General features: G+C 56.7%; 16 protein-coding genes. 9 read left to right on the top strand and 7 right to left on the bottom strand.

The window, feature by feature from the left end; all coding sequences use genetic code 11:
- Positions 1-34 precede the first annotated feature (34 nt).
- Positions 35-976 (top strand): YgfZ/GcvT domain-containing protein, encoded by a 942-nt coding sequence (locus tag ACP7EE_RS24070; RefSeq protein WP_426237225.1) that lies wholly within the window; start codon positions 35-37, stop codon positions 974-976.
- Positions 977-1,010: 34 nt separating this feature from the next.
- Positions 1,011-1,832, top strand: a complete 822-nt coding sequence (locus tag ACP7EE_RS24065) for an HDOD domain-containing protein (RefSeq protein ID WP_420648116.1) — start codon at positions 1,011-1,013, stop codon at positions 1,830-1,832.
- A 3-nt stretch (positions 1,833-1,835) separates the two neighbouring features.
- Here ACP7EE_RS24065 and ACP7EE_RS24060 read toward each other — a convergent pair whose 3' ends face one another.
- Positions 1,836-3,221, bottom strand: a complete 1,386-nt coding sequence (locus tag ACP7EE_RS24060; RefSeq protein WP_426237223.1) for a sensor histidine kinase — start codon at positions 3,219-3,221, stop codon at positions 1,836-1,838.
- Positions 3,214-3,885, bottom strand: a complete 672-nt coding sequence (locus ACP7EE_RS24055) for a response regulator (protein WP_426205609.1) — start codon at positions 3,883-3,885, stop codon at positions 3,214-3,216. The genes ACP7EE_RS24060 and ACP7EE_RS24055 overlap by 8 nt, the downstream gene beginning before the upstream one ends.
- Before the next feature lie 237 nt (positions 3,886-4,122).
- On the opposite strand from ACP7EE_RS24055, the gene ACP7EE_RS24050 reads away from it, so the two are divergent.
- Genes ACP7EE_RS24050 through ACP7EE_RS24030 form a run of 5 tightly spaced genes read left to right on the top strand, consistent with a single transcriptional unit; the run spans position 4,123 to position 9,489 of the window.
- The gene (locus ACP7EE_RS24050; protein WP_426237221.1) at positions 4,123-5,415 is read left to right on the top strand and encodes an OprD family porin; all 1,293 of its coding nucleotides are present in this window, start codon (positions 4,123-4,125) and stop codon (positions 5,413-5,415) included.
- A gap of 39 nt (positions 5,416-5,454) precedes the next feature.
- Positions 5,455-6,432, top strand: coding sequence for a Bug family tripartite tricarboxylate transporter substrate binding protein (locus tag ACP7EE_RS24045; RefSeq protein ID WP_426237219.1), 978 nt, complete (start codon positions 5,455-5,457; stop codon positions 6,430-6,432).
- A 58-nt stretch (positions 6,433-6,490) separates the two neighbouring features.
- Positions 6,491-6,949 (top strand): tripartite tricarboxylate transporter TctB family protein, encoded by a 459-nt coding sequence (locus ACP7EE_RS24040; protein WP_420648121.1) that lies wholly within the window; start codon positions 6,491-6,493, stop codon positions 6,947-6,949.
- 1 nt (position 6,950) lies between these two features.
- Positions 6,951-8,465 carry a tripartite tricarboxylate transporter permease gene (locus tag ACP7EE_RS24035; RefSeq protein ID WP_426237217.1) on the top strand — a complete coding sequence of 505 codons (1,515 nt, stop codon included), beginning with the start codon at positions 6,951-6,953 and terminating at the stop codon, positions 8,463-8,465.
- The gene (locus tag ACP7EE_RS24030; RefSeq protein ID WP_420648123.1) at positions 8,458-9,489 is read left to right on the top strand and encodes an AbrB family transcriptional regulator; all 1,032 of its coding nucleotides are present in this window, start codon (positions 8,458-8,460) and stop codon (positions 9,487-9,489) included. Before ACP7EE_RS24035 ends, ACP7EE_RS24030 begins: the two co-directional genes overlap by 8 nt.
- A 137-nt stretch (positions 9,490-9,626) precedes the next feature.
- Here ACP7EE_RS24030 and ung read toward each other — a convergent pair whose 3' ends face one another.
- A complete protein-coding gene (gene ung / locus ACP7EE_RS24025; protein WP_420648124.1) occupies positions 9,627-10,319 on the bottom strand; it encodes a uracil-DNA glycosylase in 693 nt (230 codons plus the stop codon).
- Between the two features lie 132 nt (positions 10,320-10,451).
- Between ung and ACP7EE_RS24020 the strand changes: the two genes are divergently transcribed.
- Complete coding sequence (locus tag ACP7EE_RS24020) at positions 10,452-11,564, top strand: enoyl-CoA hydratase/isomerase family protein (RefSeq protein WP_426205605.1); 1,113 nt, start codon at positions 10,452-10,454, stop codon at positions 11,562-11,564.
- A gap of 66 nt (positions 11,565-11,630) precedes the next feature.
- Here ACP7EE_RS24020 and ACP7EE_RS24015 read toward each other — a convergent pair whose 3' ends face one another.
- The 4 genes from ACP7EE_RS24015 to ACP7EE_RS24000 all read right to left on the bottom strand — a co-directional run bounded on the left by ACP7EE_RS24015 (position 11,631) and on the right by ACP7EE_RS24000 (position 19,886).
- Entirely contained in the window at positions 11,631-17,177 is a 5,547-nt protein-coding gene (locus ACP7EE_RS24015) for a calcium-binding protein (RefSeq protein ID WP_426237215.1), read from the bottom strand.
- Positions 17,178-17,179: 2 nt separating this feature from the next.
- On the bottom strand, positions 17,180-18,040 hold the full coding sequence (locus ACP7EE_RS24010; protein WP_426237213.1) for a hypothetical protein: 861 nt from the start codon (positions 18,038-18,040) through the stop codon (positions 17,180-17,182).
- Between the two features lie 36 nt (positions 18,041-18,076).
- Positions 18,077-19,282 (bottom strand): glycosyltransferase family 4 protein, encoded by a 1,206-nt coding sequence (locus ACP7EE_RS24005; protein WP_426205602.1) that lies wholly within the window; start codon positions 19,280-19,282, stop codon positions 18,077-18,079.
- Positions 19,283-19,478: 196 nt separating this feature from the next.
- Positions 19,479-19,886 carry a hypothetical protein gene (locus ACP7EE_RS24000; protein WP_420648126.1) on the bottom strand — a complete coding sequence of 136 codons (408 nt, stop codon included), beginning with the start codon at positions 19,884-19,886 and terminating at the stop codon, positions 19,479-19,481.
- Between the two features lie 263 nt (positions 19,887-20,149).
- On the opposite strand from ACP7EE_RS24000, the gene ACP7EE_RS23995 reads away from it, so the two are divergent.
- Complete coding sequence (locus tag ACP7EE_RS23995; RefSeq protein ID WP_426205601.1) at positions 20,150-20,368, top strand: cysteine-rich CWC family protein; 219 nt, start codon at positions 20,150-20,152, stop codon at positions 20,366-20,368.
- The last annotated feature ends 9 nt before the right edge of the window (positions 20,369-20,377 follow it).

Raw genomic sequence — 20,377 nt, 5'->3', positions numbered from 1 at the left:
GATGTGCCCCAGACTTTTTACCCTGCGATGACCCATGGCCGATTCTGCTTTTTTCTGCACCCTTTCACATGAAGGCGTTCTCGCGGTTCGCGGCGTGGATGCTGGCAAATTTCTGCAAGGCCAACTGACCTGCAACATCAATTACCTGAGCGACACCCAGGCCAGCCTCGGCGCGCGCTGCACGCAGAAAGGCCGGATGCAGTCGAGTTTCCGCATTGTGCTTGAGGGCGACGGCGTACTGCTGGCGATGGCCAGCGAGCTGCTCGAACCGCAACTGGCGGATCTGAAAAAATACGCGGTGTTCTCCAAATCCAAATTGACCGACGAAAGCGCTGCCTGGCTACGTTTTGGTCTGGAACATGCCGACACAACGTTGGCCGCACTCGGGCTGCAATTGCCGGCCGAAACCGACAGCGTTGTACGTCACGAAGACCTGATCGCAATTCGCGTCTCGCCAAACCGTGCCGAACTCTGGGTACCGGCCGATCAGGCCGACGCCATCAAAATCAAGCTGTCCGCGCAATTGGCTGAAGGTGAACTCAACCAATGGCTGCTGGGCCAGATCCGTGCCGGTATCGGCCAGGTCATGCCGAGCACCCGCGAGCTGTTCATTCCGCAGATGCTCAACCTGCAAGCCGTCGGCGGCGTGAGTTTCAAGAAGGGCTGCTACACCGGCCAGGAAATCGTCGCGCGCATGCAATACCTCGGCAAACTCAAGCGTCGTCTGTATCGCGTCCAACTCGATGCCAGCGAATTGCCGGAGCCGGGCACGCAATTGTTTGCCCCAAGCCACAACAGTGCGATCGGCGAAGTGGTGCTGGCCGCCCGCGCCGAAAACAATATTGAACTGCTGGCCGTGTTGCAGGCCGAAGCTGCCGAAGCCGGTGATTTGCATCTGGGCGCCATCGAAGGCCCGGCCCTGCACTTGCTCGACCTGCCCTACGCACTGGATCGCGACCGCGAAATCCAGCGTTGAGCGCAGCATTTGTTGCAACACCTAGAGAAACGACATGAGCGATCTGGCGGATAAGGTCCAACAGGATTTGGTTGAGGCCATCGATAACGATGACCTGGTTCTGCCAACGTTACCGGAAGTGGCCCTGCAGATTCGCAAGGCCGCGGAAGACCCTGAAATCAGCGTCAGCGAGCTGAGCAAAGTCATCGGCCGCGACACCGCGCTGTCGGCGCGCCTGATCAAAGTGGTCAACAGTCCACTGCTGCGCGCGACGCAGGAAGTCACCGACTTGCATACCGCCATCACGCGACTCGGCGTCAATTACAGCAGCAACCTGGCCATCGGTCTGGTGATGGAGCAGATTTTCCACGCCCGCTCCGAGGTGGTCGAACACAAGATGCGCGAAGTCTGGCGCAAGAGTCTGGAGATCGCCGGCGTCAGTTATGCGCTGTGCCGCCGTTACACCCAGCTTAAACCCGATCAGGCTGCGCTGGGTGGACTGGTGCATCAGATCGGCGTGTTGCCGATCCTGACCTACGCTGAAGATCACAACGAACTGCTGTCCGATCCAGTCAGCCTCAACCATGTAATCGACCACATCCATCCGTTGCTCGGTGACAAGCTGCTGCGGGTCTGGGAGTTTCCGGAACGGCTGGTGGCGCTGCCTGGGCTGTATCAGGATCTGGAACGCAATTCGCGCGAAATCGATTACGTCGATCTGGTGCAAGTGGCGAGTCTGTATTGCCACAAGGGCACCGATCACGCGTTTGCGCGAGTTGATCCGCTCAACGTTCCGGCGTTCCGCAAACTGGGGATCGACCCGGACAACAAAGCGTTGTGCGCCGATCTGGAAGAAGCGCTGACAATGTTTTACTGACGCTTAGCCGGCAATAAAACTCACCCGCACTTTCAACCCGGCATGCTCGCCGTCATGCAGCGAGATCTGCGCCAGATGCGCGCGGCAGATTTCCCCGACAATCGCCAACCCCAGCCCAGAACCGGCGACCTGCTGATTGCGCCGGTAAAAGCGTTCAAACACCCGGTCCCGCTCATCCTGCGGAATGCCCGGGCCGTCGTCTTCGACTTCCAGCACGGCCGGCGACAGCACCCGCAAAATCACGTTGCCACCCGTCGGCGTATGCGCCAGCGCGTTGTCCACCAGATTGCTCAGCAGCTCATTGAGCAAGGTCGGCTCGCCGCGCAGCCACACCGGTTCGTCTGCCTCTAACGCCAGCGCCACACCACGAGCGTGAGCCAGCGGTGCCATAGCCATGCCCAGTTCGCGGGCCAACTGGCTCAAATCGAGCAATTGCGCGCCACCTTCGGCGATGGCTCGGGCGCCGTTTTCCACCCGCGCCATCGACAGCAATTGGTTGGCCAAGTGGGTCAGACGATCGGTGCTTCGCGCGGACGATTCCAAGGTGTCGCGCCAGGTTTCCGCTTCGCTGGAGCGCAGCCCCAGTTCCAGCCGCGCCTTGAGCGCCGCCAGCGGGGTGCGCAATTCGTGAGCGGCGTCGGCAATGAATTGCGCCTGGCGCTCGAACTGCCCGCGCAGGCGTTCGGTGAAATGGTTGAGTGCGCGCACCAGCGGCCATAACTCGTGCTGCACTTCTACCAGCGGCAGCGGGCGCAGATCGTCGGGCTGGCGCTCTTCCACCGCCGTGCGCAAACGCTCCAGCGGACGCAACGCGGCACTCACGGCAAACCACACCAGCAACAATGCACCAATCGCCAGCATGCCCAGACGCAGCAAGGTATCGGCGGCCAGACTGCGCGCCATGCTCACCCGTGCTTCATCGGTTTCGGCGACACGAATTTCCGCCATGCCATTCATATTCGGCTCGCTCACCGCTTTCAACAGGCTGACCACGCGCACGTTTTGCCCTTGATAGGTGGCGTTGTAGAAACGCGCCAGCGCGGGATAGCTGTCAGTTCGCGGCGTGCCAGGCGGCGGGCCGGGCAGGTTTTCGTAACCGGAAATCAGCTTCTGATGGATGTCATTGACCTGGTAATAGATACGCCCGGCGCTGTCGTAAGCGAAGGTGTCGAGGGCCACGTAAGGCACGTCGGCACTCAGGCTGCCATCGCGTTGCGAGAGGCCGGCGGCAATAGTGCGCGCCGAGGCCAGCAGCGTGCGGTCATACGCGGTGTCGGCGGCTTCGCGACCGTTCCAGTACGCGCTCAAGCCGCTGGCCAGCATCAGCACCACCAGCAGCGCCGCGAGGTTCCACAGCAAGCGCCAGCGCAGGCTGCTGGGCTTATGCATCGCGGCTCTCCAGCAGATAGCCGAGGCCACGGAAAGTCACGATGGCCACCGGTTGGCCGTCGAGTTTCTTGCGCAGGCGATGCACGTAGATTTCGATCGCATCGGGGCTGGCCTCTTCATCCAGACCAAACACCTGCGCGGCCAGTTGTTCCTTGCTCATCACCCGCCCCGGACGCGCGATCAACGCTTCGAGCACCGCTTGTTCGCGGGAAGTCAGGGTGAGCAACTCTTCACCGAGGGTGAAGCGCCGGGTGTCGAGGTCGTAAGCCAGCACGCCGCAGCGCTGCTGACGTTCACCGCCGAGCACACTGCGCCGCAGCAGGGCTTTGACTCGTGCTTCCAGCTCAGTCAGTTCAAACGGCTTGGCAAGGTAATCGTCGGCGCCCAGATTGAGACCATGCACGCGGTCCTTCACATCACTGCGTGCAGTCAACATCAGCACCGGCAGATTCTTGCCGCGTGCGCGCAGTCGCGCCAGCACTTCGAAACCGTCCATGCGCGGCAGGCCGACATCGAGAATCGCCACCGCGTATTCCTCGCTGCTGAGTGCCAGGTCGGCAGCCACGCCATCGTGCAACACATCCACGGTCAGACCGGTGCTCTTGAGCGCCTGGGCCACGCTTTCGGCCAGTGGCAAATGGTCTTCGACGAGCAGGACACGCATGGATTTTTACCTCGTTCAGGGATGGCCGACGCCATTCTTTGGCGCGGAGTTTACAGCCGCAACCGCCGCTGTGAAGCCCGAAAACCGTGAAAGCCGATTGAAAGGTTAGCGAAAGGTTAGCCCGTTAGAGTCGGGCCACGGACAGTTCCGACTGCCGTCGCTGATGCCACACAGCGAATACGAAAAACGCCTCGAAGCGTTTTCGCCAATAAGAACAATAAACGGAGTACACCCCGCATGCCGTCCTTGCAGACCAAGGCTCTTACGCCTGTTCGTCCTTCCCGTCTCAGTCACACCGCCCTTGCCAGTGCCGCCGCCCTCGCCGTTTTTTCGCCGTTGAGCTACGCCGACTTCATCGAAGACAGTTCCGCCACCTTCGAAACCCGCAACATGTATTTCAACCGCGACTTTCGCGACGGCACCAGTGCCCAGCAATCCAAGCGCGATGAATGGGCGCAGGGTTTCATGCTCAATCTGCAATCGGGTTACACCGACGGCACCGTGGGCTTCGGTGTCGATGCGCTGGGCATGCTTGGAGTCAAACTCGATTCAAGCCCTGATCGCACCGGCACGGGTCTGTTGCCGACCCACGATGACGGGCGCGCGGCGGATGAATACTCCAAGCTTGGCCTGACCGGCAAAGTGAAAATCTCCGCCACCGAACTGAAGATCGGCAGCCTGATCCCGGAACTGCCAATCCTCAAACCCAATGACGGGCGCATCCTGCCGCAGACCTTTGAAGGTGGTTTGCTGACTTCCAAAGAGATCAAGAACCTCACGTTCACCGGCGGGCGTCTGGAAAAAGCCAAGGACCGCGACAGCACCGATTTCGAGGACATTGCCCTCAACAACAAGAACAGCCGCTTCGCCGGCACCACCGCCGGCAAACATTTCGACTTTGGCGGTGTGGACTACAAGTTCACCGACAAGATCACCGGCAGCTACCACTTCGCACAACTCGACGAAGTCTATAACCAACACTTCTTCGGACTGGTCGCCTCGCGGCCGATGGGACCGGGCACTTTCGCGACCGACCTGCGCTTCGCCGTCAGTGATGACCAAGGCGCGGCGCGTGGCGGCGAGATCGACAACCGCTCGCTCAATGGTCTGGTGAGTTATGGCCTGAGCGGCCACAAGTTCAGCGCCGGTTATCAGCACATGTCCGGCGACAGTGCCTTTCCGTATGTCGATGGCAGCGATCCGTATCTGGTCAACTTCGTGCAGATCAACGACTTCGCCGGCGCCGAAGAGCGCTCGTGGCAAGCCCGTTACGACTTCGATTTCGCCAGACTCGGCATTCCCGGCCTGAGTTTCATGAGTCGCTACTTGAGCGGTGACAACATCAAGCTCAAGAACGGTGATGAAGGCAAAGAGTGGGAGCGCAACACCGAGATTAAATATGTAGTACAAAGCGGCGCCCTCAAGGATGTCGCGGTACGCCTGCGTAATGCCACTTACCGTTCCAACTACTCCGCTCGCGATGCCGATGAAGTGCGTCTGCTGGTGAGCTATAGCGTTGCCCTTTGGTAATTCAGTACGTCCATAACAACAACTCCCAAGGAGACATAGATGAACTTATCACTGCGTAAAGTTGCTTTAGCCGCCGGCGTCATGCTGTTCGCCGGCCAATTGCTGGCCGAACCGAAACGCCCTGAATGCATCGCCCCGGCCTCCCCCGGCGGCGGTTTCGACTTGACGTGCAAATTGGTACAGAGCGCGCTGGTCAACCAGAAGCTGCTGAGCAAACCGATGCGCGTGACCTACATGCCCGGCGGCGTCGGCGCAGTGGCGTACAACGCGGTGGTCGCTCAGCGTCCGGCGGATGCGGGAACACTGGTGGCGTGGTCGAGCGGCTCGCTGTTGAATCTGGCCCAAGGCAAGTTCGGGCGTTTCGATGAAACCAACGTGCGCTGGCTGGCGGCAGTCGGCACCAGTTACGGTGCGATCGCGGTGAAAAGCGATTCGCCCTACAAGAATCTCGACGATCTGGTACAGGCGCTGAAGAAAGATCCGAGCAAAGTGGTGATTGGTTCGGGCGGCACCGTCGGTAGCCAGGACTGGATGCAGACCGCACTCATCGCCAAGGCTGCCGGAATCAACCCGCGTGACCTGCGTTATGTAGCCCTTGAGGGAGGCGGCGAAATCGCCACCGCCCTGCTCGGCGGGCACATCCAGGTCGGCAGTACCGACATCTCCGACTCCATGCCGCACATCCAGAGCGGCGACATGCGTCTGCTGGCAGTGTTCGCCGACAAGCGCATCGACGAGCCGGAAATGAAAGACATCCCCACTGCCAAGGAACAAGGCTACGACATCGTCTGGCCGGTGGTGCGCGGTTTCTACCTCGGGCCAAAAGTCAGCGATGAAGACTACGCGTGGTGGAAAGATTCTTTCGACAAACTGCTGGCCTCCGACGAGTTCGCCACGCTGCGCGATCAGCGTGAACTGTTCCCGTTCGCCATGACCGGTCCCGAGCTGGACACCTACGTGAAGAAGCAAGTCGCGGACTACAAGGTGCTGGCCAAAGAGTTCGGCCTGATCCAGTGATCGTCGCTGTCTAGCGTCCACGGCCTCGCTCAGCGCGGCCGTGGCACAGGAGTTCCTCATGCTTATTCAACGCATTTTTGCCTCAGTGCTGTTGCTGGTTTGTGCCGGCCTGGCACTGATGGCCTGGCCGTATCAGGCGGCTTTTTCCTACGAACCGGTTGGCCCACGGGCCTTTCCCCTGCTGATGCTCGGCCTGATGGGCGCAGCGCTGCTGTACATGGTGTTTCGTCCCGCGCCAATCAAGCACAGCGATGACGAGCCGCCGCTGGATCGCGAAACCCTGACCAAGATCAGCATCTGCGTCGTACTGCTGCTGGTGTTTGCCGGCCTGTTTGAACCGTTGGGATTCATCCTGTCCAGCATCCTGATCGGCATTCCAATGGCACGTCTTTACGGCGGGCCATGGGTGCCGAGCGTCGTCGTGACGACGTTGATGGCCATCGGTTTGTACTTGCTGTTCGACCGCGTGATGGACGTTCCGCTGCCCCTTGGCCTGCTCGACGTTCTGGAGAACTGATATGGATACTCTCGGTTATTTGAGCCAGGGCTTCGGCGTTGCGCTGACCCCGTACAACCTCGTCACGGCGCTGACCGGCACCTTGATCGGCACGGTGGTCGGCCTGCTGCCGGGCCTCGGCCCGATCAACGGCGTGGCGTTATTGATCCCGATTGCCTTCGCCCTCGGGCTGCCGCCGGAGTCGGCGCTGATCCTGCTGGCGGCGGTGTATCTGGGCTGCGAATACGGCGGGCGGATCAGCTCGATTCTGCTGAACATTCCCGGCGAAGCGTCGACCGTGATGACCACCCTCGACGGTTACCCGATGGCGCGCAAAGGCATGGCCGGCGTGGCGTTATCGCTGTCGGCGTGGAGTTCGTTCATCGGCGCATTCATCGCCACCTGCGGCATGGTGCTGTTCGCCCCGCTGCTGGCGAAATGGGCGATTGCCTTCGGGCCGGCGGAATATTTCGTACTGATGGTGTTCGCGATTGTCTGCCTCGGCGGCATGGCCGGTGATCGACCGTTGAAGACGTTTATCGCGGCGTTGATCGGGCTGTTCCTGTCCAGCGTCGGCATCGACGCCAACAGCGGTGTGTATCGCTTCACCGGCGACAACATTCACCTGACCGACGGCATTCAGTTTGTGGTGTTGGTGCTGGGTCTGTTCTCGATCAGCGAAATCCTGCTGTTGCTGGAGAAAACCCATCGCGGTCAGGAAGCGGTAAAAGCTACCGGACGCATGATGTTCAACTTCAAGGAAGCGGCGTCGGTGTTCACCGTGAACATCCGTTGCGGCCTGCTCGGGTTCATCATGGGCGTGTTGCCGGGTGCCGGCGCGACGCTGGCCAGTGCCGTGGCCTACATGACCGAAAAACGCATCGCCGGTGCCAGCGGCAAATTCGGTGAAGGCGATGCCCGTGGCCTCGCGGCTCCGGAAACCGCCATCGGCGCTTCTGCCTGTGGCGCACTGGTGCCGATGCTGACCCTCGGCGTCCCAGGTTCAGGCACCACGGCAGTAATGATCGGCGCCTTGTCGCTGTACAACATCACGCCTGGCCCGCTGCTGTTCCAGCAACAACCAGACATCGTCTGGGGCCTGATCGCGTCGTTGTTCGTCGCCAATATCATGCTGGTGATCCTGAACATCCCGATGATCCGCATCTTCACGCGCATCCTCGCCGTGCCGAACTGGGCACTGGTGCCGGTGATCGCGATCATTACCGGGATCGGCGTGTACGCAGTGCACGCGACCACCTTTGACCTGTTCCTGATGGTGGGCATCGGCATCTTCGGTTACATCCTGCGCAAACTGGATTTTCCGCTGTCGCCAGTCCTGCTGGGTTTCATCCTCGGCGGTCTGATGGAGCAAAACCTGCGGCGTGCGCTGTCAATTTCCAACGGTGCGCTGGAAATCCTCTGGTCGAGCCCGATCACTTTCGGCGTCTGGGTGCTGACCGCCATCATGTTGCTGATGCCGCTGCTGCGCATCTGGCGTCGCCGTGCTGCTGCGCGTAACGCCATTGCCGATGTCTGATCGGCCCTTCAAAAGCTGGTGGGGAACGCCGCTGGTCGGTCTGCTTGGCGGTTATCTCGCCAGCCAGATCGGCTGGCCGCTGCCGTGGATGGTCGGCTCGTTGCTGGCGATCATCCTGGTGCGCTGCCTGACGCCGTGGCAATTGGCGGAAATACCTGGTGGACGCAAATGCGGGCAGTGGATCGTCGGCATCGGCATCGGCCTGCACTTCACCCCGTTGGTGATGGAGCAGGTGCTCAGCCACTTTGGCCTGATCTTCTTCGGCGCGCTGGTCACCAGCCTGTCGGCGGTGGTCGGCGTGTGGTTGATGCGCCGTACCGGGGAGGATCGCGCCACGGCGTTTTTCTCAAGCATGCCCGGCGGCTCCGGGGAGATGGTCAACCTCGGCGCACGCAACGGCGCGCTGCTCAGCCATGTTGCGGCGGGCCAGAGTCTGCGGGTGTTGGTGGTGGTGTTGTGCGTGCCGGCAGCCTTCAAATATTTGCTGGGTGACGGCACACCGATTTCTCACGCCGGCAGCGTCGATTGGCGCTGGCTGGCGATTCTGTTTCCGGCGGGCGGATTGCTTGCTTGGGGTTGGCAACGGTTGCGCCAACCCAATCCGTGGCTGTTCGGGCCGTTGCTGGTGAGTGCGACGGTGAGCATCGCCTGGGATCTGCACATCAGTCTGCCCAATGGCGGCAGCCAGATTGGGCAGTGGTTGATTGGCAGCGGATTGGGTTGTCACTTCAACCGGCAGTTCTTCCGCCGCGCGCCGTCATTCATGGGCCGTACCCTGATTGGTACGGCGCTGACCATGTTGATTGCGACTTTGGCAGCGCTGGGTTTGAGCGCCCTGACCCATCTGGATCTGCGTTCGTTGACACTGGGCATGATGCCTGGCGGGATTGCCGAGATGAGTCTGACGGCGGAAACCCTGCAACTGTCGGTGCCGTTGGTGACAGCGATGCAGGTGATGCGGTTGTTGTTTGTGCTGTTTCTGGCGGAGCCGTTGTTCAAATACTGGAACCGTAATCCCGATTGAGACCGAGTGAACTTCATCGCTGGCAAGTCGAATCGTCGCACCGCAGCTCCCACAGGTTTGGGGGATGCCACAATTATGTATTCCCCCCTAACCTTGTGGGAGCTTGCCTGCAAGCGATGAGGCCCTTCAGACCCACATCAAATCGGCGGAAGACGCCACTCAATCGGCGTCTCGCCATTCTGCTCAAGAAACTTGTTGGTGCGGCTGAAGTGCCCGCACCCGAGGAAGCCACGATAAGCCGACAGCGGCGACGGATGCACCGACGTCAGCACCAGATGCTTGGTCGCATCGATCAGCTTCTGCTTGCTCTGCGCATGCGCGCCCCAGAGCATGAACACCAGGTGCGGCTGCTCGCGACTGACCACTTCAATGATCCGGTCGGTGAAAAACTGCCAGCCCTTATCCTTGTGCGCGTTGGCGTTGGCGCGCTCGACGGTCATGGTGGTGTTGAGCATCAGCACGCCCTGCTCGGCCCAGCTCTGCAGATAGCCGTGGTTGGGAATGTCGATGTTCAGGTCGCGTTTCAACTCTTTATAGATGTTGACCAACGACGGCGGCGTCGGCACGCCGGGTTGCACCGAGAAGCACAAACCATGCGCCTGTCCCGGGCCGTGATATGGGTCTTGGCCGAGGATGACGACTTTGACTTTATCCAGCGGCGTCGAATTCAGCGCATTGAAAATCATCGGCCCCGGCGGATAGATTTCCTTGCCGGCCGCCCGCTCCTGCTGCAGAAAATTGCGCAACTCTGCCATGTACGGCTGGTCGAATTCAGCACGCAGTGCCTCCTTCCAGCTCGGTTCGAGTTTGATACGGTCGTCAGCAGTCATGGTCATTTCCGGCAAAATCAATGGGGCGAACCCTAGGAAACCCGCCCCTGCTTGTCAATTGATCTGACGCAGATCCGGCACTTTCCTACACTGCGATCATACTGATCGTTCAAATTCCCGATCGAGGTCACGATGAATCTGCACTTCGAAGAACTCACCGGCACCGACGGCGCACGCATCGGCGTGGCCAGTCTGGATGCCGAAAAGTCGCTGAACGCGCTGTCTCTGCCGATGATCAACGCGCTGAGCGATAAACTGAACGCTTGGGCCAAGGATGAACAAATTGTCTGCGTACTGTTGCGCGGCAACGGCGCCAAGGCCTTTTGCGCTGGCGGCGAAGTGCGCAGTCTGGTGGAAGCCTGCAGCGCGCATCCCGGCGAAGTGCCGCCGCTGGCCGCGCAATTCTTCAGCGCGGAATACCGTTTGGACTACAGCCTGCACACTTATCCGAAACCGTTGATCTGCTGGGGCCACGGTTACGTGCTCGGCGGCGGCATGGGTTTGCTGCAAGGCGCGAGCACGCGGATCGTCACGCCGAGCAGCCGCTTGGCGATGCCCGAGATCTCCATCGGTCTGTACCCGGATGTCGGCGCCAGTTGGTTTCTGTCGCGGCTGCCGGGCAAGCTCGGGGTGTTTCTGGGTTTGACCGGCGCGCACATCAATGGCCGCGATGCGATTGATCTGGATCTGGCGGATCGCTTTCTGCTCGATGAACAGCAACCGGATCTGATTGAGGGTTTACTGCAACTGAATTGGCAGGAACAGACCGAAATGCAGCTCAACAGTCTGCTCAAGGCCCTGCAACAGGAGGCGGTGGCGCAGATGCCCGAAGCGCAGTGGCTGCCGCGTCGTCAGCACATCGATGAGTTGCTGGATGTCAGCGATGTAACCTGTGCCTGGAAGGCCATCGCCCTGCAGCGCGACAGCAGCGATCTGCTGATCGCCCGTGCAGCGAAGACCATGAGCGAAGGCTCGCCCCTGACTGCGCATCTGGTCTGGGAACAGATCAAACGCGCGCGGCATCTGTCGCTGGCCGAAGTTTTTCAGATGGAATACACCCTGAGCCTCAATTGCTGCCGGCATCCGGAATTCAGCGAGGGCGTTCGTGCGCGTTTGATCGACAAGGATCAGAAGCCGCACTGGCATTGGCCGGAGATTGCACATGTGCCGGACGCGGTGGTCGAGGCGCACTTCCACAAGGTTTGGGAGGGGCGGCATCCGTTGGCGGATCTGACGCAATACTGAAATTTCTTATTACCCGCGATGGCTGCCTATCGCGGGAAATCTTGCTAGCAGCGGTGTTCGTTACGGCTAAACGTTCAACTCGTAGAACTCGATTATTTCCATAATTGCCCGTAATGACTCTTCGTCATTTTTCGGCAAAATATCCTCAACATCCCGTAGGGGGGGAAGAGGATGCAGGAACTCTTCCAGTTGGCTGCCCGTGATGTCCTGCGCGACTCCCCCTTCGTCTAGAACTCTTATGAAGCTGATAGCAGCGTCGCCACCTGAAAAATGCTCGGAAACACGAATCTTTGGCGACATTCCGTAACTTACGACTATGACGAGATCATTCCGCTCACGGTGAAATTTGAGTTGGTTGATCGGCAGCCCAACTTCTGAGAAATCTATACCATCGATTCCGCCACCGGCGTTTACAACCAGGTCTCGCCCGAGACCATCGTATTTATACACGTCATTACCGGTGCCACCGGATAAGGTGTCATTACCCGGTCCACCGTAGAGCACATCATCGCCTGCGCTACCGTAGAGCAGATCATCTCCTTGCATTCCTCGTATTTCACCAGCGCCGCTCAGAGTGTCATTACCGCGACCACCCACGAGTGGTAGAAAACGATTCTCTCGAAATGACTTAACACGAGCAGCGCCCTTAACAGAAACACCATGATGATAGGTATCGGGGGCAGAGCCTAACTGGCTCACAAGGTCTTTCAAGCTAATGCTTGAGCCGTCAGAAAACTTCACCAGTTCAATTCCGGAACCACTGAGATCATTCGAATTGGGCATAACGATTCGTACTTTTTGAGATCCGCCCCATGTCATATCGAGTGTCGTGTACAGCATTTGAGCTCGAGGCGGGTGTCGATCATTACCGCGTAGCGGATTGGGCGACAGTTCAGTATTGACCACCTCAATCAACACAGCGCCCCAGCTTAACTGCAATTTAGCCAGCCTCGCCGCATCTGGAAGGACGACAGTATCAATATCATCCGCTCCAAATTCGTCAGACCATCCGGAAGCTCCAACCTCAGGACGCAAAAAAACAGGGCTTAGCACGTCCGCAATAATGGTGGTTGCGCCATCATGTGCCTCAACGATGTAAGTGTCGGGACCGTTTTCCCCGTACAGCCGATCATTTCCCGCTCCACTGACCAGATAATCGGCACCCTTGGAACCGAGCAGCGTGTCGTTGCCTGCGCCAGCCGATAGAAACGCGCCAGGGATCCTGTCATTCACCCCGCCATAATCAAGCACCGAGCCTGCATAGGTGACGATCAAGTCATCTCCTGCACCGCCATGAAAGAGATTTCCCACTTCGAGATTTACCCTGCCGCCAGCGTCACCGCCATGGACAATTTTATGCTTGATCGTCTGGGTAGTAGCATTCCAGCGAAACTCCTTTCGGACTGTTTCATTGGCGTTGAAACTACCAGCGGAATACACGTACCACCCTTTAATCGCGCCGGAATCCTCCCTGTCTTCAACTACAAGGTCGCCTAAATTGAACGAGAACCCTGAATAAGTGGAACCAGACGGATAGTAATGTGGTTTATTTCCCGATGAATGCGGTGCTCCCTCTGCTTTTACAGATTTGAAAGTGCTTTTGCTCGTAGTGACTGACTGCCTATCACTCGCCACGGCGTCAGCGGCGATAGCCCCCATCCACTGCGGCGTCTCTGTCAACGATCCGGAAACGATGCTCTCATTAATCAGGTCGGCGTTAACGGTATAGCCACTGTCGTCGGTGGTTATATGACTTCTGACCCAAACACCCTGACTATTCAGTGCGAACCCTGAAGCCTGCCTGCTCTCCGAGCGCTTCTTCTGGATGTCCGAAAGGAATTTGTCGTTCCAGGCAACTTTACTATTGCTCTCCAGTTCGCCTCCCTCGGTAGGCATTTCACCATCGTCGGTCTGCGCAGGGTCGACAATTACCGAATTTGGCTTCATACCACTGACCACCACAACATCCGTGACGGACGTTTCTTTCGCATCTACCGGACGCTTTATCAGGGCCATTAAATCCTGATACTTCAAAACCTGCCCATCATCAAATCTGAAAGTCGCCCCGTACCAATTCTCATAACTGCGAATTAACAAGGCATCCCCCAGACCGTTCGACAGCCGCAATACCAAGCCGGCATCAACATTGACAATATCAGCCTTTAAACTTTCCGCAGAAAATCCAGCGCGAAAACTTACGACATTATTGCCACCGGTATCGGTAATAAGATCCAGTCCATCACCCACTCCGAAATAGAAAACATCATTGCCATCCAGCCCTTCCAGATAGTCGTTTCCAGCACCACCATCAAACACGTTATCGCCAGGACCGCCGCGCAGATAGTCCACGCCTTCTCCACCAACTAACGTGTCGTTTCCACCGCCACCCAGCAAAGTGTCGTTGCCTGAACCACCATCAAGGTAATCGGCGCCATGTTCCGTTTCGGGAGTTTGGTCATAGTCCCCCATTAGAATGTCATCATCAGCACCTCCCAGAAGCGTATCGGCGCCCAAACCTCCCCAAAGCGTGTCGTTTCCTGCATCGCCGCTGACGTGGTCATCATTGGTTCCGCCCGCTTGCAAGTTGGGCTCATCACCATCCAGAGCGTCAGCGCCTGCCCCGCCTATCAGAGTGTCCGAACCACCCAAGCCGCGGAGTGTGTCGTCACCCGCAGCGCCATCGAGATAATCATCACCGTGGTAACGAATTGGGTGCTCATGGTAATCACCGACCAGTTCGTCGTTACCGCTGCCACCGAAAAGTGAGTCACCGGCACCTCCGCCCCAAAGAGTGTCGTTACCCGGGCCGCCATCGAGAACATCACTCCCGAAAAAATGCGCCGCATCACCCGAAATTCCTCGCAGTACGCTGTCATCTCCGTTCAGAACATCATTGCCAGCGCCGCCATACAACACGTCGCTACCACCGTTGCCGGCTAGAGCGTCATCGCCATCGCCGCCCTGCAACAAATCGTTGCCATGGTGGCTGCCGTGGAGACCGCCACCCCAATCGAGGTTGTCTCCAAATAATGTGTCATTGCCACTCCCGCCAGCCAGCGTGTCATTACCTCCCTCGCCGGCCAACGTGTCGTCTTCACTTCCGCCGTCAAGCAGATCATCTCCCCAGCCTCCATTGATAAAATCCCGGCCCCCTTGGCCATAGAGAACGTCATTGCCTCCCTCCAAGGGTTGGTTCAAAGAGGAGTTCTCGAAGACGGTACGAAAGCTAGTGACTCCACCGGGGATTTGAACGTTGATTTGCTTGTATTCCCAATTTTGCTCATGTACTCCGGTCGTTTCGTCACCGGATAAATTGTCATCACCTGCTCCCCCGACCAACGTATCTCGACCATTCCCTCCGAGCAGCACATCTCCCGCAGCAGTGCCCACGAGCAAATCATTACCCTGCCCACCATCCAGCCAATCGCCGCGACTAGCCTTTCCCTTTGCAGCACCAGCCAAGGCTTTTTCGAGCGTCGACTGCTTGTCGCCGAACAAGCGGTCGTTCCCGTCTTTGCCAAACAATCGGTCAGAACCGCCAAGACCAACGATGACGTCATCTTTTGGTGATCCGTAGAGTAAATCGGCTTTGTTCCTCTGCTTTACATTGGGCAATAGCACTACATTGCCTAGCTCATCGTAGGCAGGCTGATCTCCGCGAACAGTGGGGTCGCTGTCTTTCGCTTTCCAGTCGCCTTGAAGAACCAGGTCTGGGGCGGAGAACGTCTGGTTTGGGTAATCAGGAAGATCGATGCCTAGCATCCCCGGTTTGAAGTTCTTTATGACTATCAGATCGTTCAGGCCGTATTTGATGTTCAGCGTTTTTTCAGCGATCTCCTCAATGAGCGTCAACGAGATGGCTTGATCTTCGGTTAACCAGGTACTACTCAGCGGAGCACTGCGTTTTAGGGCAGGAATGGGAAGTCTATTTATCAGCAACGTGCCGCTAACGTCCCCTTCGAAGATCTCATCTATTCCATCTCCGCTGGAGAACTCATACCGATCGTTGCCCGGCCCGCCGACCAGAGAATCATTGCCCTTGCCACCCACCAAAATGTCGCCACCGGCCATCCCGTACAACGCGTCATTACCATCACCTCCACTTAAAGAATCATTACCGCGAGCTCCCTGGATAAAATCTTTGCCGGCCAGTCCGTTGATTGAATCGTTGCCACCGCCGCCGTACAAATGATCGGAATTCGCTCCGCCACCGAATGATCGTCCGCCGTCATCACCGAACATGACCAAAGGGTTCGAGACGCCTGTGTTCATCGGAGCCTGCCTGCCCGAAGCCAGATCCGAATAGGAAAACGTCTGCGCTGTGTTTTCTCCGAACGAACCATTGGTTCGCGAAATCAGCCGGGCCAGCATTTCCGCGCGATCAGCAAGCCACAGCTCAGTGATAGAGCCCTCGCCAGTTTCGGGATCGTAGAGCTCCAGTCCGCGTCCGGGAAAACCGTCAGGTCGCTCAATCACTATTTCACTGAGCTGCTTAAGAGAATTGCGCAACGCTTCGCCGACTGGCGTTGCTTGCCCAGCCAACTTCGCCCAAGCCTTGGCACTGCCATACTCGCCAATTGTCTTGGTAACGATGCTTTGGGATTGAGCCGGCGAAAGTGCGGAAAAGAATGCGTAGGCGTTGGCGGCGAAGGTTTCATCGGTGGTAGGCGTTGCAGCTGAGTTGCCGTCGTAGGTTCGCCTGAACATATCGAAAAAGTCATTCAGGCCGTATCGCAATATCAGGCGGACGATGGGCGAGATCGGTGTGCCTTTCACCACATGCTGAATGAGCGGGTTAATGCTGCCACTGGCCAGAGCGATATTTATTTGCTCGGGCAGCACCGAAAACAGGCTTTCGAAGATGTTTAGTCCGAAGTTTTTGATCACCGCCTGCAAAGCAACGCTGTAGGAATCTATGGCAAACAGAATATTCTTTAAGTCGTCGAACCTATTGAACTTGGCCAGCTCATGATTACCTTTTATATGGGAGTCTGGATCACCTGCGGAGATTAACCTCCAGGTTTCATACGGAGGCTTTCCACCTAACAGACTAAAGCCGATTGTTCCAGACCACCCCGCGTTACGACTTGTAGCGGTATCATTCTTACCACTTTCATTAAGAAATAATACTTTACCAATTGCGCTCGCATCAATTGCTGCGATTTGACTGATTGAAGGTACGGTCCACGGGGCCAACTCATTCTCAATCGAACCTTTTATCAGCGTATTCATGAAGTTCACAGCAACCTGGTTAGATGACTCTTGCATCTTTGACTCAGAAAACTGTGTATTTAACCTCAATTCACCCTGCCGCTGGGTGTAGGCACGGATCAATGCGGAGTAAGCGCCCTGTCCACCGTTTGCGTCAATTGCTACATCGAGCCATAGCTTGGCACTTTTTAAAAAACTAATTTCCTCTTTGTCGAAACCAGAAACAGCGAGAAGCTTTTCACTTAAAATATTTGACAATGACTGATACAGCAAAGCACAGCCTCGCCGCTCCACGGATACGGCACTATATTCCTTCTCTTCAATATCAAACGTCATTCCATCGCAAAGATTGGCGGCTTGAAAAATTACCGACCTTTCTGAATCACTGAAAACATAGCTCATATTTACTTCCCTGTAATTATTGAACGTGAAAGATAGTCACTAACAAACTTAAGCGCTTCAGGAGCACCGCGTAACGCATCCGTACTCAAACTTACTCGACCATCTCCTCCTGCAAAGTCGAAACTGTGTAATTCCACAGTACAATAGGTACGCAGGCTACCAAAATCCAAACTTTCTAACTCTTGTTTACTCATTTTCAATAAATCTGCCTTACCCAAACCGCTGGCCAAGGTCTTCGGATCTGGAGAGTTCAAACCATCGCACTTTATCTTCCGTGGTGTTCCGTCACTCCGGCGCCAGTCGCGCATAACGAACGTGCGAATAGAAAACTCATTATCAACATGGGGTGGAGGTGCACTAAGCCAAAGTTCCAAACCTGGATAATTTTTCAGCTTCACAACCAGCTCATCCGGCCAATCAACATGCCGTCCGCCCATACCGTGCGGCTCAGTGGTTTCTTTTCTGGTGTACAGCCTGGCCGCAACCTGGAAATACCCCCAACTATCGGGTGGTTCTTTCCCGCTCTCCTCATATTCCGGACGCAGCTCAGTTCCTGTCCACCAAAAAGAACCCTCCAGGATATCGGCGATACACGAGCCGTCACTCCTCAACGTCGATCCAAAATAAAATCCGGGAATCCGCGTCCGGTCAAGCAGGCTGCCGCCACGGATGGGGACCTGTTCCATACCCGCGAGTTTTTTACTGCATTCACCCTGTTCTTTGTGATAGATCGCTCGGGCTTCAGCGGCTTCTTCCCATCTAATATAGAAATCAACTACCCAGTAACAGACTGCGAGAATCACACCGTATTTGATGCCCCTTCTGCACTGCCGAAAGACTTCCCTGCGAGACATCTTAAACATTTCAAATCTCCATTTTAAAATGACAAAACGTTCCTTTTAACCAACAACTCTGAGACTTTCAAAAACCTCAAAGTACCCTTTCATACCGTTCGCGACATCAAACTTGCTTGCCGTCAACTTTGCGGCCTCCTTTTGAGAGTCAAACTCACCGACAGATTTCAAAACCCTGCACACTTCTTCAGCTATTGCTTCAACATCAAAAAAACCGACAAGCATTCCGTTGACTCCATCCTCAATGACCTCGCGCACTGGAGCTGTATCGGAACCAATAACGAGACAGCCAGACGCCATCGCCTCTAACAGAGACCACGACAAGACGAATGGATAAGTCAGATAAACATGAGCTTTTGATAGCTTCAGCAGCGACCGATATGTTTGATACGGAACCTTCCCGGTGAAGTGCACGTTAGAAAAATCATATTCCAGCTCGGAAACCATTTTGCTACGCCAGTTCGGATACCCAATGGGTTTGCCCCCATAACTGACGTCGTCTCCGCCGGCGATAATTATTTGGGCGTTCGGGCACTGGTTCTGAATAAACGGAATACATCTCATGAAACTGTGAAACCCACGGTACGGTTCGAGATTTCTAGCCGCATAGGTCACGATTGGTTGACCAGTCTCTATCACGCAGCCACTGGGCAGCTTCACAAATTCATTTTTGTCTGGCGCGAAATCTTGAACAACGCCTTCATGAATCACGCGAATCTTGGACTGATAAGCCTTGGGAAACAGACTTCGTTGCCATTTGGTTGGAGCAATACCAATGTCACACTGTTCAATATTCAACAGATGCATCGAATTCAAGATTCGAAGTCTTGAAGACGTATCTACCGCAGATGGAAACTCAGGGTCAAAACCTGAGTCCGCCCCCTCAGCTCGATAATAGTATTCACAAAAATGGATGAGCGGCACATCTGGGTATACATCTTTTACGAACAGCGTTTCGCCCCATCCAGGATGCGCAAGTACCACATCAGGGCGATATCCAATGTGCTTTAATCTCTTCAATATCCGGAAAACTTGTTGACCGTCGAACACAGCATCTTCATATCGACTTAAATAAGCGTGAACAGCGCTGTACGTTTTTACTGACGCACAATATCGATATATTCTCACTCCGGTCAAACCCGGCGCCGTGTTTCGCCCAATAGCAGTCACCGCAAAATTTCTGCGAAGCGCCTCCAATGCCACATGACGAAATTGCCCCGGGAAATTCTGATGAATAATAAGAAGATTCATATCTAGACAGCATTCCATGCTTGTAGACGTCTTTAAATTGAGGTTTTCACCCTCAATTTGTGCCTACAAACGCTAACAAATGCCCAGAAATAAAAATGTAGGAGGCTTCCGAGAACGCGCTAGGAGATGGAGATACAACCCATTTCCCGCAGGCACAAAAAAAGCGGCGCTCAATGCGCCGCTTTTTTGTGGTTGGTTACCAGCGGTTACCACGACCGTTGTGATCACCGCGACCGCTGTGACGGTTGTAGTCGCCCCGGCCGCGTTGGTTGTCCCAACCGTTGCCGCGATGCCCCTCCCAGCGTCCGCGATCGTTACCATGCCAGCGCCGATTATCGTAATGGCGCGGTGCTGGTTGGTAGTAACGTGGCGCCGAGTAATAACGCGGAGCCGGTTGGTAATAACGTGGTGCAGGCTGGTAATAGCGCGGGGCCGAGTAGTAAGTGCTGCGGCCGCCGCTGTAATAATTTCCACCACCGCCGTAGTAGACCGGCGCGGGTGATGTGTAAACCTCTGACCTGTAGTAGGTGTCTGCGTAGGAATACGGGGCGCAGCCACTGAGGGAAAACAGCATCACGGCAAACAGAAAGATTCGGCGATACATGGCGGCCTCCTGGACCGCGGGTAGCCACACCAGCGACGCTGGCAGGCGTCAGTCGACTATTCGGTGACTGACGCAATATCTGACAGCGTTTTCGGAATCTGGTGCGTTTCCGTAACAAGTTGAAACAAGTGATTAATGAAACCTTGTTCATCCGCAGATGGCGCCGCCCGGCGATGGATTAGTGCTGGCCGGCCGGCAACCGCTTGCGCTGTCCAGAGTGCGGGTCGATCATGCATGCAACGCCTCAGTCGACTGATCTAAATATGACCCAAGCCAACCTCTGCCCCGCCTGTGGCGCGCGCAATGACTGCACCCTGGCCGATCCGCGCACCGCAGATCGCGCCTGCTGGTGCTACGGCGTTTCGATCGACCCGGCTGTGCTCGAAGCGCTGCCCGCGCAACTGCGCGACAAATCCTGCCTGTGCCCGCGCTGTGCTCAGGTCGAGGCTCAACTGCAAGCGGCCAGGCTGCCGATCCCGTAACATGCGCGC

Origin of the sequence: Pseudomonas sp. TWP3-2, assembly GCF_049897765.1 — a bacterium.
Classification (GTDB): Bacteria; Pseudomonadota; Gammaproteobacteria; order Pseudomonadales; family Pseudomonadaceae; genus Aquipseudomonas.
The sequence above is the reverse complement of the archived record's forward strand: the minus strand, read 5'-3'. Positions and strand labels throughout refer to the sequence as shown.